Here is an 18,146-nt window from a genome sequence, read left to right as displayed (position 1 = left end):
CGTTATTTCCTTAACGTGGTGTTCAACCTTTGTTCGAGCGAGGTGAGGATGTTTTGCAGTGCGGCGTTCACCTCATCGTCGTTAAGAGTGCGCGATGGATGCTGCCAGGTCAAGCCGACGGCAAGGCTTTTTCTATCAGGATCAATGCCTTTACCTTGGTAGACATCAAACAGCCTGAGGTCTGTGAGCCATTCGCCTGCATTGTCACGAATTACTTCAAGCACCGAGCTAGAAGCTACATCACGTCCTGCGATCAAAGCCAGGTCGCGGCGGGTTTCCGGGAACTTGGACAGCTCGCTGAATTTCGGCAGGCGGCCTTCGACCACGTCGCCCAGCACCAACTCGAACAGGAACACCGGGCGGTCCAGGTCCAGGGCTTTGGCCAGCTCTGGGTGGATGGCGCCGAGGTAGCCGACCAGTTTGCCGTCACGCTCGATGGCGGCGGTCTGGCCTGGGTGCAGGGCTGGGTGCTTGCCGGCGCTGAAGGTGAAGTCGCTCAGGGCGCCGGAGTAGCCCAGCAGGGCTTCCACATCGGCCTTGACGTCGAAGAAGTCGACGCCGTCGCGGCCGTTGGCCCAGCCTTCTGGCAGGCGGCTGCCGGTGACAACGCCGGCGATCATCGGCTGCTGCTTCAGGTCGCCGAGCTGGCCGACGAAGCGCAGGCCGCTTTCGAACAGGCGCACGCGGTCTTGCTGGCGGTTCAGGTTGTGCTGCAGTGCCTTGACCAGGCCCGGCCACAGGGACGCGCGCATGGCGGCCATGTCGCTGGAGATGGGGTTGGCCAGCAGCAGCGGCTCTACGCCCGGGCTGAACAGTTCGAACAGTTTCGGGTCGATGAAGCTGTAGGTGATGGCTTCCTGGTAGCCGCGGGCAACCAGCAGGCGGCGCAGGGTCGGCAGGTCACCGCGGGTTTCCGGCTTGCCCTGGGGGGCCAGGCGGGCTTGCGGGTAGCGAACCGGCAGGTTGTTGTAGCCGTACAGGCGGGCCAGCTCTTCGATCAGGTCCACTTCCAGGCTGATGTCGAAGCGGTGGCTTGGGACGTTGACGGTCCACTGCCCTTCTTCAATCTTGGTGGTGGTCAGTTCCAGGGCGTTGAGCAACTGCTCGACCTGGGCTGGGTCCATTTCCATGCCGAGCATCTGGGTGATGCGTTCGGCGCGCAGGGTAACCGGGGCCACTTGCGGCAGGTGTTGTTCGCTGACGGCTTCGACAACCGGGCCGGCTTCGCCGCCGACGATGTCCAGCAGCAGCTGGGTGGCGCGCTCCATGGCTTCGCGGGCCAGCTGCGAGTCTACGCCGCGCTCGTAGCGGTGCGAGGCGTCGGTGTGCAGGCCGTAGGAACGGGCTTTACCGGCGACGGAGATCGGCTCGAAGAAGGCGCTTTCCAAGAACAGGTCGCGGGTTTTTTCGGTGTTCACACCGCTGTGCTCGCCACCCATGACGCCGGCAATGGCCAGGGCGCGGGTGTGGTCGGCGATTACCAGGGTGTCGGCGCGCAGGGCCACTTCCTGGCCGTCGAGCAGGACGAGCTTCTCGCCCTCTTCGGCCATGCGTACGCGGATGCCGCCGTTGATTTCTGCCAGGTCGAAGGCGTGCATCGGCTGGCCGAGTTCGAGCATCACGTAGTTGGTGATGTCGACGGCGGCGTCGATGCTGCGCACGTCGCTGCGGCGCAGGCGTTCAACCATCCACAGGGGGGTCGGCTTGCTCAGGTCGACGTTGCGGATGACGCGGCCCAGGTAGCGTGGGCAGGCAGCCGGGGCGCTGACTTCGACCGGGCGCACTTCGTCGTGGGCAGCCGGTACGGCTGGCACTACCGGGCGGGTGACCGGGGTGTCGTACAGGGCGCTGACGTCGCGGGCCAGGCCTGCGATGGACAGGCAGTCGCCGCGGTTGGGGGTGAGGCCGATTTCGATGCTGGCGTCGTCCAGGCTCAGGTACTGGCGAATGTCTTCGCCAACCGGGGCGTCGGCAGCCAGTTCCAGCAGGCCGTCGTTCTCTTCGCTGATCTGCAGCTCGGCAGCCGAGCACAGCATGCCGAAGGACTCGACGCCGCGCAGCTTGGCCTTCTTGATCTTGAAGTCGCCTGGCAGTTCGGCGCCGATCATGGCGAACGGGATCTTGATACCTGGGCGGGCGTTAGGGGCGCCGCACACAACCTGGAAGGTTTCCTGGCCGTTGCTTACCTGGCACACGCGCAGCTTGTCGGCGTCCGGGTGTTGTTCGGTGGCGAGGATTTCGCCTACGACGATGCCGCTGAACTGGCCGGCAGCGGGGGTAACGCTGTCGACTTCGAGGCCAGCCATGGACAGGCGGGCGACCAGTTCGTCACGGGAGACTTGCGGGTTTACCCAACCGCGCAGCCACTGTTCACTGAATTTCATGCTGTTCTCCTAGAATGTGCGTCGATTGGGCCTAGCGGAATTGGGCAAGGAACCGCAGGTCGTTATCGAAGAACAGACGCAAATCGTTGACGCCGTAGCGCAGCATGGCCAGGCGCTCGGCGCCCATGCCGAAGGCGAAGCCCTGGAACTCTTCAGGGTCGATGCCGGACATGCGCAGCACGTTCGGGTGCACCATGCCGCAGCCCATCACTTCCAGCCAGCCGGTCTGCTTGCACACGCGGCAGCCTTTGCCGGAACACATCACGCACTGGATGTCGACTTCGGCGGACGGCTCGGTGAAGGGGAAGAACGATGGGCGGAAACGTACCGCCAGTTCTTTTTCGAAGAACACGCGCAGGAATTCTTCGATGGTGCCCTTGAGGTCGGCGAAGTTTATATCGCGATCGATCAGCAGGCCTTCGACCTGGTGGAACATCGGCGAGTGGGTGATATCCGAGTCGCAGCGGTATACGCGGCCCGGGCAGACAATGCGGATTGGCGGCTGGGTGGACTCCATGGTCCGCACCTGCACCGGCGAGGTGTGGGTGCGCAGCAGCATGTTGGCATTGAAGTAGAAGGTGTCGTGCATCGCCCGGGCCGGGTGGTGGCCAGGGATGTTGAGCGCTTCGAAGTTGTGGTAGTCGTCTTCCACCTCTGGGCCTTCGGCAATGCCGTAGCCGATGTGGGTGAAGAACTGCTCGATGCGCTCGAGTGTACGGGTGATCGGGTGCAGGCCACCGGTGGCCTGGCCGCGGCCTGGCAGGGTGACGTCAATGCATTCGGCAGCCAGGCGAGCGCTGAGCTCGGCTTCTTCGAAGGCGGCCTTGCGGGCATTGAGCACAACAGTGACGCGCTCTTTGGCGTCGTTGATCAGCGCGCCGACTTTCGGCCGCTCTTCGGCTGGCAGGTTGCCCAGGGTCTTCATCACCTGGGTCAGCTCGCCTTTCTTGCCGAGATAGTTCACCCGGATCTGTTCCAGGGTATTGATGTCTTCAGCGCGCTCCACGGCCTCTAGGGCTTGGGAGACCAACGCATCCAGGTTTTCCATGTACAGACTCCAGATACGAAAATAGGGGAAGAGCTTTGAAGGCTCTTCCCCTATCGATGACGTTCAATGCCCGACGGCGCTAGCGCCGCCGGGTGATTGTCGCGGGTACTTAAGCCAGAACGGCTTTAGCTTTCTCGACAATCGCAGCAAACGCCGCTTTTTCGTTCACTGCCAGATCGGCCAGAACCTTACGGTCGATTTCGATCGAAGCCTTTTTCAGGCCAGCAATCAGACGGCTGTAGGACAGACCGTTGGTGCGGGCACCGGCGTTGATACGAGCGATCCACAGTGCGCGGAACTGACGCTTCTTCTGACGACGGTCACGGTAGGCATATTGACCTGCCTTGATGACAGCCTGCTTGGCAACGCGGAATACGCGCGAGCGTGCACCGTAGTAGCCTTTAGCCAGTTTCAGAATTTTCTTGTGACGCTTACGAGCGATGACGCCACGCTTAACACGAGCCATGAGTAACTTCCTCTATCTAAACCAGAATTAACGTACGCGCAGCATGCGCTCGACTTTTGCCACGTCAGACGGGTGCAGCAGGCTGGCACCGCGCAGTTGACGCTTACGCTTGGTCGACATTTTGGTCAGGATGTGGCTCTTGAAAGCGTGCTTGTGCTTGAAGCCGGAAGCGGTCTTCAGGAAGCGCTTCGCAGCACCGCTCTTGGTTTTCATTTTTGGCATGTTGGAACTCCGCATTCGATAAAATTACACAATAATCATCAGGCCTGCCGTGCCCGGGAGATTACTTCTTCTTTTTGGGGGCGATGACCATCATAAGCTGGCGTCCTTCCATCTTCGGATGCTGCTCAACGGAGCCGTATTCGGCGAGGTCGGCTTCGACCCGCTTCAACAGCTCCATGCCCAGCTCCTGGTGGGCCATCTCACGGCCGCGGAATCTCAGAGAGATCTTGGCCTTGTCCCCATCGGTAAGGAAACGTACCAGGTTGCGTAGTTTTACCTGGTAATCCCCTTCTTCCGTCCCTGGACGAAACTTGATTTCTTTGATCTGGATCTGCTTCTGGTTTTTCTTGGCTTCGTTGGCCTGCTTCTTCTTCTCGAAGAGGTGCTTGCCGTAGTCCATCACCTTGCAGACGGGCGGTTGCGCGTCGGCGGAGATTTCCACCAGATCCAGCTTCGCTTCATCAGCGATACGAAGCGCTTCATCAATCGAGACGATGCCAATCTGCTCGCCGTCAGCGCCAATTAACCGAACCTCGCGTGCCGAGATATTCTCGTTGATCGGGGCTTTCGGTGCAGTTCGTTTATCGTTTCTCATTTCACGCTTAATAGTCATTACTCCGATTCTAGGCGACCGCGCTGGGCAACAGCGCTGTTGAGCAGCTGCGTGAATTCAGCCACCGGCATGGAGCCGAGGTCTTTGCCTTCACGGGTGCGTACGGCGACGGTCTGCGTTTCGACTTCGCGATCCCCTATAACCAAAAGGTACGGGACCTTGAGCAAAGTATGCTCGCGGATTTTAAAGCCGATCTTCTCATTTCTCAAGTCCGACTTGGCACGGAAACCGCTACCGTTCAGGGTATTTTCCACCTCGAGGGCGAAATCGGCCTGCTTGTCGGTGATATTCATGATCACGGCCTGGGTTGGGGCCAGCCAGGCCGGGAACACGCCGGCGTAGTGCTCGATCAGCATGCCGATGAAGCGCTCGAACGAACCGAGGATGGCGCGGTGCAGCATGACCGGGCGAACTCGGCTGTTATCTTCGGCGATGTAGCTGGCATCCAGGCGTTCTGGCAGGTTCGGGTCGTACTGCAGGGTACCGCACTGCCAGTTACGGCCGAGGCAGTCGCGCAGGGTGAACTCGATCTTCGGGCCGTAGAAGGCGCCCTCGCCCGGCTGGTATTCCCACTCCAGGCCCGATTCGTTCAAGGCGTCGGCCAGTGCGCCTTCGGCACGGTCCCACAGCTCTTCGGAACCCACGCGCTTGGCCGGGCGGGTCGACAGCTTCATGGCGATGTCGGTGAAGCCGAAGTCCTTGTACACGTCCAGGGTCAGCTTGATGAAGTCGGCGGCTTCTTTCTTTACCTGTTCTTCGGTGCAGAAGATGTGCGCGTCGTCCTGCACGAAGCCACGCACGCGCATGATGCCGTGCAGGGCGCCGGACGGCTCGTTACGGTGGCAGGCACCGAACTCGGCCAGGCGCAGCGGCAGGTCGCGGTAGCTCTTCAGGCCCTGGTTGAACACCTGCACGTGGCACGGGCAGTTCATCGGCTTGACCGCGTAGTCACGGCTTTCCGACGAAGTGGTGAACATGTTCTCGGCGTAGTTGGACCAGTGGCCGGAACGCTCCCAGAGAATGCGGTCGACAACCTGCGGGGTCTTGATTTCCTGGTAGCCGTTGACGCGCTGGACCTGGCGCATGTACTGCTCGAGTACCTGGTACACGGTCCAGCCGTTGGCGTGCCAGAACACCATGCCCGGGGCTTCTTCCTGCAGGTGGAACAGGTCGAGCTGCTTGCCGATCTTGCGGTGGTCGCGTTTTTCGGCTTCTTCGATGCGCTGGATGTACGCAGCCAGCTGCTTCTTGTCGGCCCAGGCGGTGCCGTACACGCGTTGCAGCTGCTCGTTCTTGGCATCACCGCGCCAGTAGGCGCCGGACAGCTTGGTCAGTTTGAATGCCTTGAGGAAGCGGGTGTTCGGCACGTGCGGGCCGCGGCACATGTCGACGTATTCTTCGTGGTAGTACAGGCCCATGGCCTGCTCGTCCGGCATGTCTTCGACCAGGCGCAGCTTGTAGTCTTCGCCACGGGCCTTGAACACGTCGATGACTTCGGCGCGCGGGGTCACCTTCTTGATGACGTCGTAGTCCTTGTCGATCAGCTCCATCATGCGCTTTTCGATGGCGGCCATGTCTTCAGGGGTGAAGGGGCGCTCGTAGGCGATGTCGTAGTAGAAGCCTTCATCGATGACCGGGCCGATCACCATCTTGGCGGTCGGGTACAGCTGCTTCACCGCGTGGCCGACCAGGTGGGCGCACGAGTGACGGATGATCTCCAGTCCCTCTTCATCTTTAGGGGTGATGATCTGCAGGGTGGCGTCGTTGCTGATCAGGTCGCAGGCATCGACCAGTTTGCCGTCGACCTTGCCGGCCACGGTGGCCTTGGCCAGGCCGGCGCCGATGGAAGCGGCGACTTCGGCTACGGATACGGCATGATCGAACGAACGTTGACTGCCATCGGGAAGAGTAATAACGGGCATGGCGCCTCCTCTCCTAGTGGTGACCCCTACCAAAGGTCACGTGGGTTGGGATGAGCCAGTACAAGATCCGACCTGCCTTCCCGCAACGGGAAGCCTGCCTCACAGTGGCAGAAGCCTTTCGGCTTGCCAGGGACGAACCAGAGTGACTGGAAAGAAAAAAGATAGCTGCAAGCTGCAAGTTGTCAGCTGCAGGCCGGGCATGCTAGCACGCGGGTTGCACGCCAGGCAGAAATATTTGGAAATTACGCCGCAGCGGTGAACTAACGCGGAAAAATTCCTATCAGACTTTGGGAAGCAACCTACTCTTGATGAGACCTTAACCCAAGGAGTAACTGGTTATGCGAGTTCCGTCTCTTCTGGCCCTGGCGGCCGCTGGGGCCCTGCTGCTGCCCATGGCTGCGAACGCCGGCAACTTCCCGGCCGGGAAGGAAGCTGCCTACATGACCCAGTGCACGCAAGTGGCTCAAGGCCAAGGCGTTGACGCTGCGACCGCGAAAAAACACTGCGACTGTGGCGCGCAAACCATCAAAAAGAATTTCACCGACGCGGAAATTGCCGACCTCGACAGCAACGATGGCGTGGACGCCAAGCTGATGCAGAAGGCCCAGATGGCCGTGAAACAGGCCTGTGCACCGAAGAGCTGAAACCTTAAAGCAAGAGCAGACCAGCCATTCTTTGAGCTGGATCAACATCCTGCGAAGGTAAAAGGCGCTAGATGCGCAGAATTAGACTATGATGTGTTCCGTGCTCCGTAGCCTCGGCCGCATTGCACCACTGAAAAAACTAAATGTTCTGGAGATTCACCCATGTCCAATCGCCAACAAGGCACCGTCAAATGGTTCAATGATGAGAAAGGCTACGGCTTCATCACCCCAGCAGGCGGCGGCGACGACCTGTTCGTTCACTTCAAGGCCATCGAATCTGACGGCTTCAAGAGCCTGAAAGAAGGCCAGACTGTTTCCTTCGTCGCCGAGCGCGGCCAGAAGGGCATGCAGGCTGCACAGGTTCGTCCGGAGTAATTCGGATAGCTGTAAAAAAACCCGCCCTTGTGGCGGGTTTTTTTATGGGTGCTGCATGGGCTGAAGGGGTTGGCCCATGCGGGCGCGGCTTTTTTTTTTGTGGGAGCGGCCTTGTGTCGCGAAAGGGGCGCGTAGCGGCCCCAGGGTTTCAGCTCTGCAGCCTATATGCCGGGGCCGCTTTGCGGCCCTTTCGCGACACAAGGCCGCTCCCACAAGGACCGCGTATCAACCGCAGTTGACGCGAACCACCTTGCCCTGCTCGTCCACATTCAGGTTCAAGCGCTCGGAGCGGTACTCGAGGGTAACCACGTCGTGCGGCTTGAGAATGCGGGCCATCTGCGAGCCACTGGCCTTGCGCGCCTGCTCCAGCAGCTCGGCGCTGGCAAGCTTGCCAATGGCGAAATCGGCGCCGCTGGCTTCGCAGCGGCCATCGTTGCCTGCCGGCGTGGCCGGTGCAGCGCCACCAGCAGAATTGCCACCAGTGCTGCAACCAGCCAGGACAGCAGCCACCGCCAGGGTTGCCAGGTAAGCACGGGTACGGAACATGAAGCCTCCTAAATCGGTCCGGGAACTGTCTGATCCGACAGTTCCGCTGATCTTTTGTTGCAAAACCGGTCAAGTCTGCCTGAACTCGCCAGCCGAGGCGAAAACGCAATCGTGACCGGATTTTGCACAACCCGCTGCGTTTGCCATATGCTTAAGCCGCAAGGTCACTGACGCAAAGTCATGATTTAGTGCAAGAAGTGGAGCGCACCCCGCCTCCATCGAACACCAGGGTCAGGTGTTCGCCCCTTCGTCCCGGGCCCCAAGCGAGAGCCTTTCATGAGCAGCCACAGCATCGAAGCCGATATCAAGGTCAAATGGGCCGAAGGCCAGAGCGCGTACAGCCCTGGCACGCCGGAGGAGTTGCTGCTGATTGCCATCGACCTGCTGGTGCGCGATCGCGGCGCCGAGGCGGCACGCAGCTTCTTCGACCAGGTGTTCGAGCGCTACGCACCGCACACGGCTATTCCAATCGCGCCAAACGGGCGCTGAGCAGGTCGAACAGGCCCTGGGCATCGCCCTCGTCCACCCACATCACGTTGGCTGGCTGCTTGAGCACGCCGTACCAGTCGGCAAGGGTCTGGCCGAAGCTGGGGCCTTCGCGGCTGTCGATGGTCATGTGGATACGCCGGCCGCTGAACAGTTCGGGCTTGAGCAGGTAGGCGATGACGCTGGCATCGTGCACCGGGCCGCCGGGCATGCCGTACAGGTCCATGTCGTGGGTGATGTAGGCGTTGAGAATATCCACCACCCGTTTGCTGGCCTGGTTGTTCACCGCCGCCAGTTGCTTGAGGCGGGCGTCGCTGGTCAGCAGCTTGTGGGTGACGTCCAGCGGCAGGTAGGTCAGTTGCACGCCGCTGGCCAGCACCACTTCGGCGGCATGTGGGTCGGCATAGAGGTTGAATTCCGCCGCCGGGGTGATATTGCCGCCGTTGAAATGGGCACCGCCCATGACCACCACCTGCTTGATGCCTTTGGCGATGTCCGGGCGCTGGATCAGCGCCAGGGCCAGATTGGTTTGTGGGCCGAGCATGGCGATGGTAATGCTGTGGGGCTTGGCGGTGCCCAGGGTGTCGACCAGGTATTGCACGGCATTGCCCTGGGCCAGCGGCGCTTTCGGTTCGTGGACCTGGATGCCGGTGAGGCCTTCTTCGCCGTGCACATCGGCGGCGTAGATCGGCTTGCGCACCAGCGGGCGAGCGGCGCCGGCGTAGACGGGGATGTCTTCGCGGCCGGCCCATTCGCGGGCCAGGCGGGCGTTGCGCGAGGTCTTGTCCAGGCGCACATTGCCGGCCACGGTGGTGATGGCGCGGATGTTCAGTTCGTCGGGCGAGGCCATGGCCAGGAACAGCGCGACCACGTCGTCGGCGCCGGGGTCGGTGTCGATGATCAGGTCGACGGGGGCGGCCTGGAGGGTGGTGGCTGCGGCCATGAGAGCGATTCCTTGTAGCAGGGGTTTGAGCATGGGCGGCACTCCTGTTGCCAGAGCATAACTATTCAGGCAAACCGCAATCCCCTGTAGGAGCGGGCGTGCCCGCGAAGAATCCAACGCGGTGGATGGCACCGGCGTTGCCGGTGTTCGCGGGCACGCCCGCTCCCACAGGGGTTCTGCACTGGCCAGGACGACGAGCTAGAAAGTCACGCCAGAAATCAGCGCGATGTTGCTGTAGGGCTGGCACTCGCCAGTACGCACTACCGCACGGGCACTGCGTGTCAATGCCTTGAAATCTTCATGGCTCAGCCATTCGCGCTTGCCCAGCTTGCCCTTCAGCCGCTCGATCTCGACCAGCGCCGGCGGCACCACTTTCTGCATCTCTTCGGCCAGCACGTGGCGCTCTACCTGCAACTCGCTCAGCACAACCCGCAACACGCTGGCGAAGTCCGGCAGGCCAGGCGTGACGGCCAGGTCGATCAGTTCGACGCCCGGCGGCACCGGCAGCCCGGCATCGCCGATCACCAGGATGTCGCCATGCCCCATGCCGGCGATGGTCCGCGAGAGGGCAACGTTCAGCAGCGGGGTCTTCTTCATGGCGCAAGCTCCGCCAGGTAGGGAATCGACGGCTGGGCGCCGGCGCGGGTAACCGACAGGGCTGCGGCGCGCTGGCCGAAAGCGATGGCTTCGCCCTCCCCCAGGCCGCGCACCAGGCCAGCGGCAAAGCCGCCGATGAAGGTATCGCCGGCTGCCGTGGTGTCCAGCGGCTGTACCACCGGCGCAGGGAAGTGCTGATGGCCCTGCGGGGTGACCAGCAAGGCCCCTTGCGCGCCCAGGGTAATGATCACTTTGCCCGCGCCCAGTTGCAGCAAGCGCTCGCCGGCACGTCGGGCACTGTCCAGGTCAGTCACCGTCACGCCGGTCAGGGCTTCGGCCTCGCTTTCGTTGGGCGTCAGGTAGTCGATGTGGGCGAACCAGTCCGCCGGCAAGGGGCCGGTCGCCGGCGCCGGGTTCAGGATTACCCGCTTGCCCAGCTCGCGCCCTCTGGCCAGGGTCCAGGCCACGGTGTCGGCCGGTACTTCCAGCTGGCAGATGATCACTTCAGCCGCCTGCAGCAGCGCATCGAAACGCTGCACCGACTGCGGGGTCAGCAGGCCGTTGCCACCGGGGATGATGACGATGCAGTTCTGGCTGGCGGCATCCACGGTGATCAGCGCCACCCCGCTGGACACGCCCTGGCAGGTGGTGACGCCCTGGCAGTCGATGCCTTCCACATACAGGGCCCGGTGCAGTTGTCGACCATAGTCATCGTCGCCGACGTTGCCGATCATCGCCACGCTGCCGCCCAGGCGCGCCACGGCCACTGCCTGGTTGGCCCCCTTGCCGCCCGGCACGGTGAAAAAGCTTTCGCCGGGGAGTGTTTCGCCGGCCCGGGGCAGGCGCTGCGCGCGGGCCACCAGGTCCATGTTGAGGCTACCGACTACCACAACCTTGGCATTCATGACATTTCCTTAGCATCAGCGGTAATCGTTGAACAGGTCCGGGCGCGGCCCGGTGGACTCGCGCAGCACAATGCGCGGGGCGACGATGCGTTGCTCTGCCGCGCCCTGCCGGGGGGTGCCGATACGCGCCAGCAACAGCGACGCGGCGCTCTCGCCCAGCTCGCGAATCGACTGGCCCACCGTGGTCAACGGCGGGTACACGTAACGGCTGAGCTCGATGTCGTCGAAGCCGATCACCGACAGCTCGCCGGGCACGTTGATATTGCGTTCGGCCGCGGCACGCAGCACACCGAAGCCGATCATGTCGTTGCCGGCAAAAATCGCCGTAGGCCGCTTGCCCTCCAGCAGCCGGCCTGCGGCTGCATGGCCGCCGGGGCTGGTGAAGTCGCAGTGCAGCACGCGGTCGCTGCGCACCGGCACACCGGCTTCGGCCATGGCGCGGCGGAAGCCGCTCAGGCGCAGCTGGGTCACACCGGTCTCGGCGGGGCCGCCGATGTAGGCGATATCATGGTGACCAAGTTCCAGCAGGTGCTGGGTGGCCAGGAAGGCGCCCTGCTCGTGGTCGATGCGTACCAGGTCGGCATCGACACCGTCCAGTTCGCGGTCGACGATCACCATGGGCGTGCGCACACCAGCCAGGCTTTGCAGCAGGTCGCTGTCCTGCCCTACCGAAGCCACTACCAGGCCGTCGATGCGTTTTTCCAGCAGCACGCGCAGGTAGCTGCGCTGCTTTTGCGGGTTGTCGTCGGAGTTGCACAGGATCACGCAGTAGCCGTTGCGTTCGCAGGCGTCTTCGATGCCCCGCGCCAGCTCGGCGAAGTACGGGTTGACGCTGTTAGGTACCAGCAGGCCGATGGTGGCCGTGCTGCGCGCCTTCAGCGAGCGGGCCACGGCGCTGGGTACGTAGTCGAGTTCGGCGATGGCGGCTTCGACTTTCAACCGCACCTGCTCGCTGACCGGCCGGGTCTTGTTCAGCACATGGGACACGGTGGTGTAGGAAATGCCCGCCAGTGCTGCGACGTCTTTGATGGTTGCCATGTTTTCAGTTCCGCCGGCCTGCACGCCGGCTACGGTAGGTGTCGAGCACCACGGCGATGACAATCACCGCCCCGGTGATGATGCGTTTGGTCGGTTCGCTGGCACCGATCTGCGCCAGCCCTGCAGCCAGCACCGAAATGATCAGCACGCCAAAGAAGGTGCTGATGACCGAGCCGCGCCCGCCCATCAGGCTGGTACCGCCAATCACCACGGCGGCGATCACCTGCAGCTCCAGGCCGGAGCCGGCATTGGGGTCGGCGGCTTCCAGGCGCGAGATCTGGAACAGCGCGGCCAGGCCGGCAAGCAAGCCCATCAGGGCGAACACCAGCACCTTGTACGGGCGCGGGTCGATGCCGGCCAGGCGCACGGCCTCTTCGTTGGTGCCGATGCCGATCAGGTAGCGGCCGAATACCGTGCGGGTCAGCACCAACTGGGCCAGCACGATCACCAGCAAGGCGATGATGAACGCCGGCGAGATGCCGAATGCGATGGGGTTGGAGAACCAGGCATAGGCATCGCCGATATAGGCGGTGCGCGAGTCGGTGAACTGGTAGGCCAGGCCGCGGGCCATTTCCAGCACCCCGAGCGAAACGATGAACGACGGAATGCGCCAGGCCACGGTGACGCCGCCGGTGATGCTGCCGGCCATCGCGGCCACGGCCATGCCCAGCAGGGCTGAAGGCAGCACGCCCCAGCCCCAGCCGAGGATCGCCACACTGACCGTGGACGCCGCCAGCGCCAGTACCGAGCCCACCGACAGGTCGATGCCGCCGATGATCAGCACGAAGGTCATGCCCACCGCCAGTACCATCAGGTCGGGGATCTGGTTGGCCAGGGTACTGAAGGTGTTGTACGACCAGAAGTGGCTGCTAAGGAACGAGAACAGCACGATCATCGCCAGCAAGGCGCCGGCCAGGCCCAGGTAGGTACCCAGGCCAAGATAGGTGCCACTGCGGCGCACCGGTGCGGCGCCTTGGCTGTCGAACGGGGTGGTTTTCATGCATCCATCCTGGGAGCTGCTTCATGCAGCAGTGCGTCACGTTTCTGATAACCGGCAAAGGCCGCGGCCAGCAACTGGTCCTGGCTCCAATGGTCCCGCTCGAAGGTGTCGATCAGGCGACCGGCCGACAGCACGGCGATGCGGTCGCATATCAGCATCAGCTCGCGCAGGTCACTGGACACCACCACCAGGGCCTTGCCCTGGCGCGCCAGCTCGGCCAGCAGGCCATAGATGTCGAACTTGGCGCCGACGTCGATGCCACGGGTGGGCTCGTCGAACAGCAGCACCTGGCAGTCGCGCTCCAGCCAGCGGCCGATCACCACCTTCTGCTGGTTGCCGCCAGACAGCTCGCCTACCACCTGCTGCGGGCCGGCACTGCGAATGCGCATGGCCTGGATCTGGCGTTCGGCCAATGCCGCTTCGGCTTCGCCATCGAGCACCCCGGCCCGTGAAACCGCGCCGAGGTTGCCCAGGGCGATATTCGCGCTGATCGACTGCGTCAGCAGCAGGCCCTCGCCTTTGCGGTCTTCGGTGATCAGCGCGATACCGGCCTGCACCGCAGCCTTGGGCGAGTCGATGGTGACAGCCTTGGGCGGCTGGCCGAGGGCGATGCTGCCGCTGTCGGCACGGTCGGCGCCGTAGATCAGGCGCAACAGCTCAGTACGGCCGGCACCGATCAGGCCGGAAATGCCGAAGATCTCCCCTGCCCTGACCTCGAACGACACTCCACGCACCTTGTCGGCACGGCTGAGCCTGTCGACCTTGAGCAGCGGCGCGCCGATCTGCCGGCGGCCCAGGTCGATATGCTCGCCCAGCTCGCGGCCGACCATCAGGTTGACCAGTTCGGCACTGCTGTAGCGCTGGATCGGCTCGTCGCACACCAGCTTGCCGTCGCGCAGCACCACGATGCGCTGGGCCACGCGCTGCAGTTCTTCCAGGCGATGGGAGATGTAGACGATGGCCACGCCACGTTGGCGCAGGCGCTCGATCTGGGTGAACAGCAGCTCCACTTCGCGCGCGGTGAGCATGGCGGTGGGTTCATCGAAGATCAGCACATGGCAGTCGCCAATCAGGTTGCGGGCGATCTCGACCATCTGCTGGTGGCCGATGCCCAGCTCGCCGACCGGGGTGTCCGGGTCGATGGCGTCGAGGCCGACCTGGGCCATGGCGGCCGTGGCCAGTTGGCGCAGGCGCTTTTGGCTGATCCAGCCGAAGCGGCCGGGCAGGTTGTCGAGGAACAGGTTTTCCGCCACGGTCAGCGTGGGCAGCAGGTTCAGTTCCTGCATGACCATGCGCACGCCAAGGCGCTCAGCCTCGCTGCGGCTGCCAGGCGCGTAGGCCTGACCGCGGTAGCGCATGTGCCCGGTGGTAGGGGTTTCCAGGCCACTGATGAGTTTGGACAGGGTGCTTTTGCCCGCGCCGTTCTCGCCGGTCAGGGCCAGCACTTCGCCGGCACGCAGGTTCAGGCTGACCTCGCCGAGCACGGGCTGGGCGTAGGTCTTGCCCAGGCCGCTGGCGGCGAGCACTACTTCGTTGGCCGATGCAGGCATGGCCGTTTCTCCTGCCAGCGATCAGGGTTTGGTGATGAGTTGGACCGGGGTCTGGATGACGTTGTCGGCATCCACGTCGGGTTTCTCGCCCTTGACCATTTTCAGCGCCGCCTGGATGCCGTACACCGCCTGCTGGCTGGCCGCCTGGTCGAGGGTGGCAAGCACACGGCCATCGGCGAGCATCGGCTTGATGGCGTTGATGTTGTCGTAGCCCACCACTTGCACCTGGCCGGTCTTGCCAGCGGCACGCACGGCCGACACCGCGCCCAGGGCCATGCTGTCGTTGCCGGCCAGCAGGGCTTTCAGGTCGGGGTATTCGTTGAGCATGGAGGCGGCGACGGCGTTGCCTTTGTCGATTTCCCAGTTGCCGCTCTGCACCGAAACGATCTTGATCTGCGCGGCGTCCATGGCGTCCTTGAAGCCGGCGGTACGCTGCTGGGCGTTGGTGGTGGTCGGCACGCCCTCGATGATGCCGACCTGGTCGCCGGCCTTGAGCTTCTCGTTGGCCAGGTAGTCACCGACCAGGCGTGCGCCCTTGCGGTTGTCGGGGCCCACGAAGGGTACGCTGATGCCTTTGCTCTTGAGCAGCGCCGGGTCCAGGCGGTTGTCGATGTTGATCACCACAACGCCCTGGTCCATGGCCTTCTTCACCGCCGATACCAGCGCCTTGGAGTCCGCCGGGGCAATGACCAGGGCCTTGGCGCCCGCGTTGACCATTTGCTCGACGATGCGGATCTGCTCGCCGGTGTCGGTCTCGTTCTTGATGCCGTTGGCGATCAGCTCGAATTCATCGGCGTGGGCTTTCTGGTAGTCCTTGGCGCCGTCTTCCATGGTGCGGAAGAACTCGTTGGCCAGCGACTTCATGACCAGGGCGACCTTGGGCTTGTCTTCGGCGTGGGCGGGAGAAAATGGCAGGGCCAGGGACAGCGAGGAAATGACCGCGAGGGCCAGCAGACGACCGGGGAACGGCAGTTTCATGGACGATGACTCCGAATCTTGTGTTTTTTGTCGGATCGCAAACGTTTGCGTTGCCTAACTATGGAAACAGGACCGGGGTTTGTCAAATCCGTTTGGCTGTCGGAGGTCAAGTCGAGCTTGGCGCAGTTTATCCGGATTTTTTCCGAAAAGCCGAACGTCTTTTCCTGCGTTTGTTCGGAATCTCGAATGGAACGCACCTTCATGTGGGGGGCGGCCTTGTGACGCGAAAGGGCCGCAAGGCGGCCCCGGCAATGTGTGTTGTTGCGCCGGAATCCGGGGCCCCTGCGCGCCCCTTTCGCGACACAAGGCCGCTCCCACAAGGGCCGTGCGCGCAACTGGTACGAAACCTGCCTTGCACCCTGTGCGACAAAACAACCATCTCATTAGGAAGAGAGAGAACAATAACGATGAATGCCGCACTGAAAATCTTCGCCCCCAGCGCACTCGCCGTACTGCTGGCCATTCCAGCCACCGTTTCGGCCAAAGAGGCGGAAACCCAGCAGAAGCTGGCCAACGTGGTCATCCTCGCCACCGGCGGCACCATTGCCGGCGCTGGCGCCAGCGCTGCCAACAGCGCCACCTACCAGGCCGCCAAGGTGGGCGTCGACAAGCTGATCGCCGGCGTACCGGAGCTGGCCGACCTGGCCAACGTACGCGGCGAGCAGGTCATGCAGATCGCCTCTGAGAGCATTTCCAACGACGACCTGCTCAAGTTGGGCAAACGCGTTGCCGAACTCGCCGAAAGCAAGGACGTGGACGGTATCGTCATCACCCACGGCACCGACACCCTGGAAGAGACCGCCTACTTCCTCAACCTGGTGGAAAAGACCGACAAGCCGATCGTGGTCGTCGGTTCGATGCGCCCGGGTACCGCCATGTCCGCCGACGGCATGCTCAACCTTTACAACGCCGTGGCCGTGGCCAGCGACAAGCAGTCGCGCGGCAAGGGCGTGCTGGTGACCATGAATGACGAAATCCAGTCCGGGCGCGATGTCAGCAAGGCAGTGAACATCAAGACCGAAGCCTTCAAGAGCGCCTGGGGCCCGATGGGCATGGTGGTGGAAGGCAAGTCGTACTGGTTCCGCCTGCCGGCCAAGCGCCACACGGTCAACTCCGAGTTCGACATCAAGCAGATCAGCAGCCTGCCGCAGGTGGACATCGCCTATGGCTATGGCAACGTCACCGACACCGCCTACAAGGCACTGGCGCAGAATGGCGCCAAGGCACTGATCCATGCCGGTACCGGCAACGGCTCGGTGTCGTCGCGGGTGGTGCCGGCGCTGCAGGAGCTGCGCAAGAACGGCGTGCAGATCATTCGCTCGTCGCACGTCAACCAGGGTGGCTTCGTGCTGCGCAACGCCGAGCAGCCGGATGACAAGAACGACTGGGTCGTGGCCCATGATCTGAACCCACAGAAAGCGCGGATTCTGGCGATGGTAGCGATGACCAGGACCCAGGACAGCAAGGAGCTGCAGCGCATCTTCTGGGAGTACTGATCGCCAGCCGCCCCCTGAAATGCAAACGGCCCCGCTGCCCAGGCGGGGCGTTTGCTGTCTGACTGTTGCGAAATTACTTACAGTGAAATACTGTATGCGCATACAGCAAAAACAAGGAAACACTTGTGTCCAGCACCGCCTCCGCCACCCCAAGCAGCTATGAACAACTGGGTATGCGCATTCAGAAAATCATCAACAGCCCCACTGCCCAGCGCAGCCGTGCGGCGTTGATCTTCCGTCTGGAGCAGGAAACCCCGGAAGATTGGGAAACCCTGCTAGAGGAAATCGCCGAAAACGATAACGTCACCCTCGCCCACCGCGACGATGGCGGCGTGCAGATTTTCTGGACGGTACCGAAGGAAGACTGACTGCATTCAGCCTCAAGCCAAGGCCTGCAGGTAGGCGCTGGCTTCGCGGTAACGCGCCAGCCGCGCCAGGTCGGTGGGGCCTGGGCACGGGATGCGCGAAAGGTCGCTGTTGTCGGCCAGATCGGCCAGCTTGACGGTGCGCGCCAGCGGGTCACCGCCCAGGCGCACCACGAAGTCCTGGTAGGCCTCGCCCTCACGGCGGCTGAGCGCCAGCAAGGCGGCAAGGATTTTCAGCGCGAAACCCTCGCGCGCCAGGTCGGACAGGGTCAGCGGGGTGTCTTCGATCACATCGTGCAGCACCGCGACAATCCGTTGTTCGGTTGTGGAAACCCGCATCATCACGCGTAGCGGGTGGAGGATATAAGCGGCCCCACCCTTGTCGTATTGCCCTTCATGCGCCCTGGCGGCCACGGCAATGGCCCGCTCCAGTGTAGACATGAGGCCCTCCCCGTTCGGCTTCTTCCTGACAAGCATAGCCAAAACTGTGCGGACAATGTCTAGCGCGCGTGTGACTGCTCGAAATCCGGAAGCTGGCGCACGCCCTGTAGGAGCGGCCTTGCGTCGC

20 protein-coding genes are annotated in these 18,146 nt (G+C 62.9%); 5 read left to right on the top strand and 15 right to left on the bottom strand.

The window, feature by feature from the left end; translation table 11 throughout:
• Positions 1-2: 2 nt before the first annotated feature.
• From pheT to thrS, 6 genes are all read right to left on the bottom strand, one after another.
• Complete coding sequence (pheT, locus tag KDB76_RS10895) at positions 3-2,384, bottom strand: phenylalanine--tRNA ligase subunit beta (RefSeq protein WP_085721281.1); 2,382 nt, start codon at positions 2,382-2,384, stop codon at positions 3-5.
• 31 nt (positions 2,385-2,415) lie between these two features.
• Positions 2,416-3,432 carry a phenylalanine--tRNA ligase subunit alpha gene (gene pheS / locus KDB76_RS10890; protein ID WP_013972006.1) on the bottom strand — a complete coding sequence of 339 codons (1,017 nt, stop codon included), beginning with the start codon at positions 3,430-3,432 and terminating at the stop codon, positions 2,416-2,418.
• A gap of 109 nt (positions 3,433-3,541) precedes the next feature.
• Positions 3,542-3,898, bottom strand: a complete 357-nt coding sequence (gene rplT, locus KDB76_RS10885; RefSeq protein ID WP_003250671.1) for a 50S ribosomal protein L20 — start codon at positions 3,896-3,898, stop codon at positions 3,542-3,544.
• A 27-nt stretch (positions 3,899-3,925) separates the two neighbouring features.
• Positions 3,926-4,120: a 50S ribosomal protein L35 gene (gene rpmI / locus KDB76_RS10880; protein WP_003250667.1), complete on the bottom strand. Its 195-nt coding sequence runs from the start codon at positions 4,118-4,120 to the stop codon at positions 3,926-3,928.
• A gap of 61 nt (positions 4,121-4,181) precedes the next feature.
• The gene (gene infC / locus KDB76_RS10875) at positions 4,182-4,733 is read right to left on the bottom strand and encodes a translation initiation factor IF-3 (RefSeq protein ID WP_013972005.1); all 552 of its coding nucleotides are present in this window, start codon (positions 4,731-4,733) and stop codon (positions 4,182-4,184) included.
• Complete coding sequence (gene thrS, locus KDB76_RS10870) at positions 4,733-6,655, bottom strand: threonine--tRNA ligase (protein WP_013972004.1); 1,923 nt, start codon at positions 6,653-6,655, stop codon at positions 4,733-4,735. The genes infC and thrS overlap by 1 nt, the downstream gene beginning before the upstream one ends.
• A 338-nt stretch (positions 6,656-6,993) precedes the next feature.
• Here thrS and KDB76_RS10865 point away from each other — a divergent pair, with 338 nt between their 5' ends.
• Positions 6,994-7,299: a hypothetical protein gene (locus tag KDB76_RS10865; RefSeq protein ID WP_038409261.1), complete on the top strand. Its 306-nt coding sequence runs from the start codon at positions 6,994-6,996 to the stop codon at positions 7,297-7,299.
• A 162-nt stretch (positions 7,300-7,461) separates the two neighbouring features.
• Positions 7,462-7,674, top strand: a complete 213-nt coding sequence (locus tag KDB76_RS10860) for a cold-shock protein (RefSeq protein WP_003250656.1) — start codon at positions 7,462-7,464, stop codon at positions 7,672-7,674.
• A gap of 225 nt (positions 7,675-7,899) precedes the next feature.
• On the opposite strand, the gene KDB76_RS10855 is transcribed toward KDB76_RS10860, so the two are convergent.
• Entirely contained in the window at positions 7,900-8,220 is a 321-nt protein-coding gene (locus tag KDB76_RS10855; RefSeq protein ID WP_023660761.1) for an I78 family peptidase inhibitor, read from the bottom strand.
• 276 nt (positions 8,221-8,496) lie between these two features.
• Here KDB76_RS10855 and KDB76_RS10850 point away from each other — a divergent pair, with 276 nt between their 5' ends.
• The gene (locus KDB76_RS10850; RefSeq protein ID WP_003260960.1) at positions 8,497-8,709 is read left to right on the top strand and encodes a hypothetical protein; all 213 of its coding nucleotides are present in this window, start codon (positions 8,497-8,499) and stop codon (positions 8,707-8,709) included.
• Here KDB76_RS10850 and KDB76_RS10845 read toward each other — a convergent pair.
• The 7 genes from KDB76_RS10845 to KDB76_RS10815 form a co-directional block, all read right to left on the bottom strand.
• The gene (locus tag KDB76_RS10845) at positions 8,681-9,682 is read right to left on the bottom strand and encodes a nucleoside hydrolase (protein ID WP_038409260.1); all 1,002 of its coding nucleotides are present in this window, start codon (positions 9,680-9,682) and stop codon (positions 8,681-8,683) included. The two genes, KDB76_RS10850 and KDB76_RS10845, sit on opposite strands and share 29 nt — an antisense overlap.
• A gap of 165 nt (positions 9,683-9,847) precedes the next feature.
• The gene (gene rbsD / locus KDB76_RS10840; RefSeq protein WP_024086739.1) at positions 9,848-10,246 is read right to left on the bottom strand and encodes a D-ribose pyranase; all 399 of its coding nucleotides are present in this window, start codon (positions 10,244-10,246) and stop codon (positions 9,848-9,850) included.
• Positions 10,243-11,151, bottom strand: a complete 909-nt coding sequence (gene rbsK / locus KDB76_RS10835; RefSeq protein ID WP_024086738.1) for a ribokinase — start codon at positions 11,149-11,151, stop codon at positions 10,243-10,245. The genes rbsD and rbsK overlap by 4 nt, the downstream gene beginning before the upstream one ends.
• Before the next feature lie 15 nt (positions 11,152-11,166).
• The gene (locus KDB76_RS10830; RefSeq protein WP_024086737.1) at positions 11,167-12,189 is read right to left on the bottom strand and encodes a LacI family DNA-binding transcriptional regulator; all 1,023 of its coding nucleotides are present in this window, start codon (positions 12,187-12,189) and stop codon (positions 11,167-11,169) included.
• 4 nt (positions 12,190-12,193) lie between these two features.
• Entirely contained in the window at positions 12,194-13,189 is a 996-nt protein-coding gene (locus KDB76_RS10825) for an ABC transporter permease (RefSeq protein ID WP_013971998.1), read from the bottom strand.
• The gene (locus tag KDB76_RS10820) at positions 13,186-14,739 is read right to left on the bottom strand and encodes a sugar ABC transporter ATP-binding protein (protein ID WP_038409258.1); all 1,554 of its coding nucleotides are present in this window, start codon (positions 14,737-14,739) and stop codon (positions 13,186-13,188) included. Before KDB76_RS10820 ends, KDB76_RS10825 begins: the two co-directional genes overlap by 4 nt.
• A 21-nt stretch (positions 14,740-14,760) precedes the next feature.
• A complete protein-coding gene (locus KDB76_RS10815) occupies positions 14,761-15,717 on the bottom strand; it encodes a sugar ABC transporter substrate-binding protein (protein WP_024086734.1) in 957 nt (318 codons plus the stop codon).
• Between the two features lie 407 nt (positions 15,718-16,124).
• Here KDB76_RS10815 and KDB76_RS10810 point away from each other — a divergent pair, with 407 nt between their 5' ends.
• Both KDB76_RS10810 and KDB76_RS10805 read left to right on the top strand, forming a co-directional pair.
• A complete protein-coding gene (locus KDB76_RS10810) occupies positions 16,125-17,213 on the top strand; it encodes an asparaginase (RefSeq protein WP_024086733.1) in 1,089 nt (362 codons plus the stop codon).
• A 125-nt stretch (positions 17,214-17,338) separates the two neighbouring features.
• A complete protein-coding gene (locus tag KDB76_RS10805; protein WP_003260955.1) occupies positions 17,339-17,581 on the top strand; it encodes a DUF1654 domain-containing protein in 243 nt (80 codons plus the stop codon).
• A gap of 12 nt (positions 17,582-17,593) precedes the next feature.
• On the opposite strand, the gene KDB76_RS10800 is transcribed toward KDB76_RS10805, so the two are convergent.
• Positions 17,594-18,019 carry an HD domain-containing protein gene (locus tag KDB76_RS10800; RefSeq protein WP_003260953.1) on the bottom strand — a complete coding sequence of 142 codons (426 nt, stop codon included), beginning with the start codon at positions 18,017-18,019 and terminating at the stop codon, positions 17,594-17,596.
• Positions 18,020-18,146 lie beyond the last annotated feature (127 nt).

Source organism: Pseudomonas sp. JS425, from assembly GCF_018223845.1.
GTDB classification, from domain to species: domain Bacteria; phylum Pseudomonadota; class Gammaproteobacteria; order Pseudomonadales; family Pseudomonadaceae; genus Aquipseudomonas; species Aquipseudomonas asiatica.
Note: the sequence above shows the minus strand (reverse complement) of the source record. Positions and strands in the feature narration are given on the sequence as shown.

What these genes read in the sequence shown, in the direction of transcription:
- pheT (WP_085721281.1), bottom strand. Translation starts at nt 2,384, where the DNA reads ATGAAATTCAGTGAACAGTGGCTGCGCGGTTGGGTAAACCCGCAAGTC.
- pheS (WP_013972006.1), bottom strand. Translation starts at nt 3,432, where the DNA reads ATGGAAAACCTGGATGCGTTGGTCTCCCAAGCCCTAGAGGCCGTGGAG.
- rplT (WP_003250671.1), bottom strand. Translation starts at nt 3,898, where the DNA reads ATGGCTCGTGTTAAGCGTGGCGTCATCGCTCGTAAGCGTCACAAGAAA.
- rpmI (WP_003250667.1), bottom strand. Translation starts at nt 4,120, where the DNA reads ATGCCAAAAATGAAAACCAAGAGCGGTGCTGCGAAGCGCTTCCTGAAG.
- infC (WP_013972005.1), bottom strand. Translation starts at nt 4,733, where the DNA reads ATGACTATTAAGCGTGAAATGAGAAACGATAAACGAACTGCACCGAAA.
- thrS (WP_013972004.1), bottom strand. Translation starts at nt 6,655, where the DNA reads ATGCCCGTTATTACTCTTCCCGATGGCAGTCAACGTTCGTTCGATCAT.
- KDB76_RS10865 (WP_038409261.1), top strand. Translation starts at nt 6,994, where the DNA reads ATGCGAGTTCCGTCTCTTCTGGCCCTGGCGGCCGCTGGGGCCCTGCTG.
- KDB76_RS10860 (WP_003250656.1), top strand. Translation starts at nt 7,462, where the DNA reads ATGTCCAATCGCCAACAAGGCACCGTCAAATGGTTCAATGATGAGAAA.
- KDB76_RS10855 (WP_023660761.1), bottom strand. Translation starts at nt 8,220, where the DNA reads ATGTTCCGTACCCGTGCTTACCTGGCAACCCTGGCGGTGGCTGCTGTC.
- KDB76_RS10850 (WP_003260960.1), top strand. Translation starts at nt 8,497, where the DNA reads ATGAGCAGCCACAGCATCGAAGCCGATATCAAGGTCAAATGGGCCGAA.
- KDB76_RS10845 (WP_038409260.1), bottom strand. Translation starts at nt 9,682, where the DNA reads ATGCTCAAACCCCTGCTACAAGGAATCGCTCTCATGGCCGCAGCCACC.
- rbsD (WP_024086739.1), bottom strand. Translation starts at nt 10,246, where the DNA reads ATGAAGAAGACCCCGCTGCTGAACGTTGCCCTCTCGCGGACCATCGCC.
- rbsK (WP_024086738.1), bottom strand. Translation starts at nt 11,151, where the DNA reads ATGAATGCCAAGGTTGTGGTAGTCGGTAGCCTCAACATGGACCTGGTG.
- KDB76_RS10830 (WP_024086737.1), bottom strand. Translation starts at nt 12,189, where the DNA reads ATGGCAACCATCAAAGACGTCGCAGCACTGGCGGGCATTTCCTACACC.
- KDB76_RS10825 (WP_013971998.1), bottom strand. Translation starts at nt 13,189, where the DNA reads ATGAAAACCACCCCGTTCGACAGCCAAGGCGCCGCACCGGTGCGCCGC.
- KDB76_RS10820 (WP_038409258.1), bottom strand. Translation starts at nt 14,739, where the DNA reads ATGCCTGCATCGGCCAACGAAGTAGTGCTCGCCGCCAGCGGCCTGGGC.
- KDB76_RS10815 (WP_024086734.1), bottom strand. Translation starts at nt 15,717, where the DNA reads ATGAAACTGCCGTTCCCCGGTCGTCTGCTGGCCCTCGCGGTCATTTCC.
- KDB76_RS10810 (WP_024086733.1), top strand. Translation starts at nt 16,125, where the DNA reads ATGAATGCCGCACTGAAAATCTTCGCCCCCAGCGCACTCGCCGTACTG.
- KDB76_RS10800 (WP_003260953.1), bottom strand. Translation starts at nt 18,019, where the DNA reads ATGTCTACACTGGAGCGGGCCATTGCCGTGGCCGCCAGGGCGCATGAA.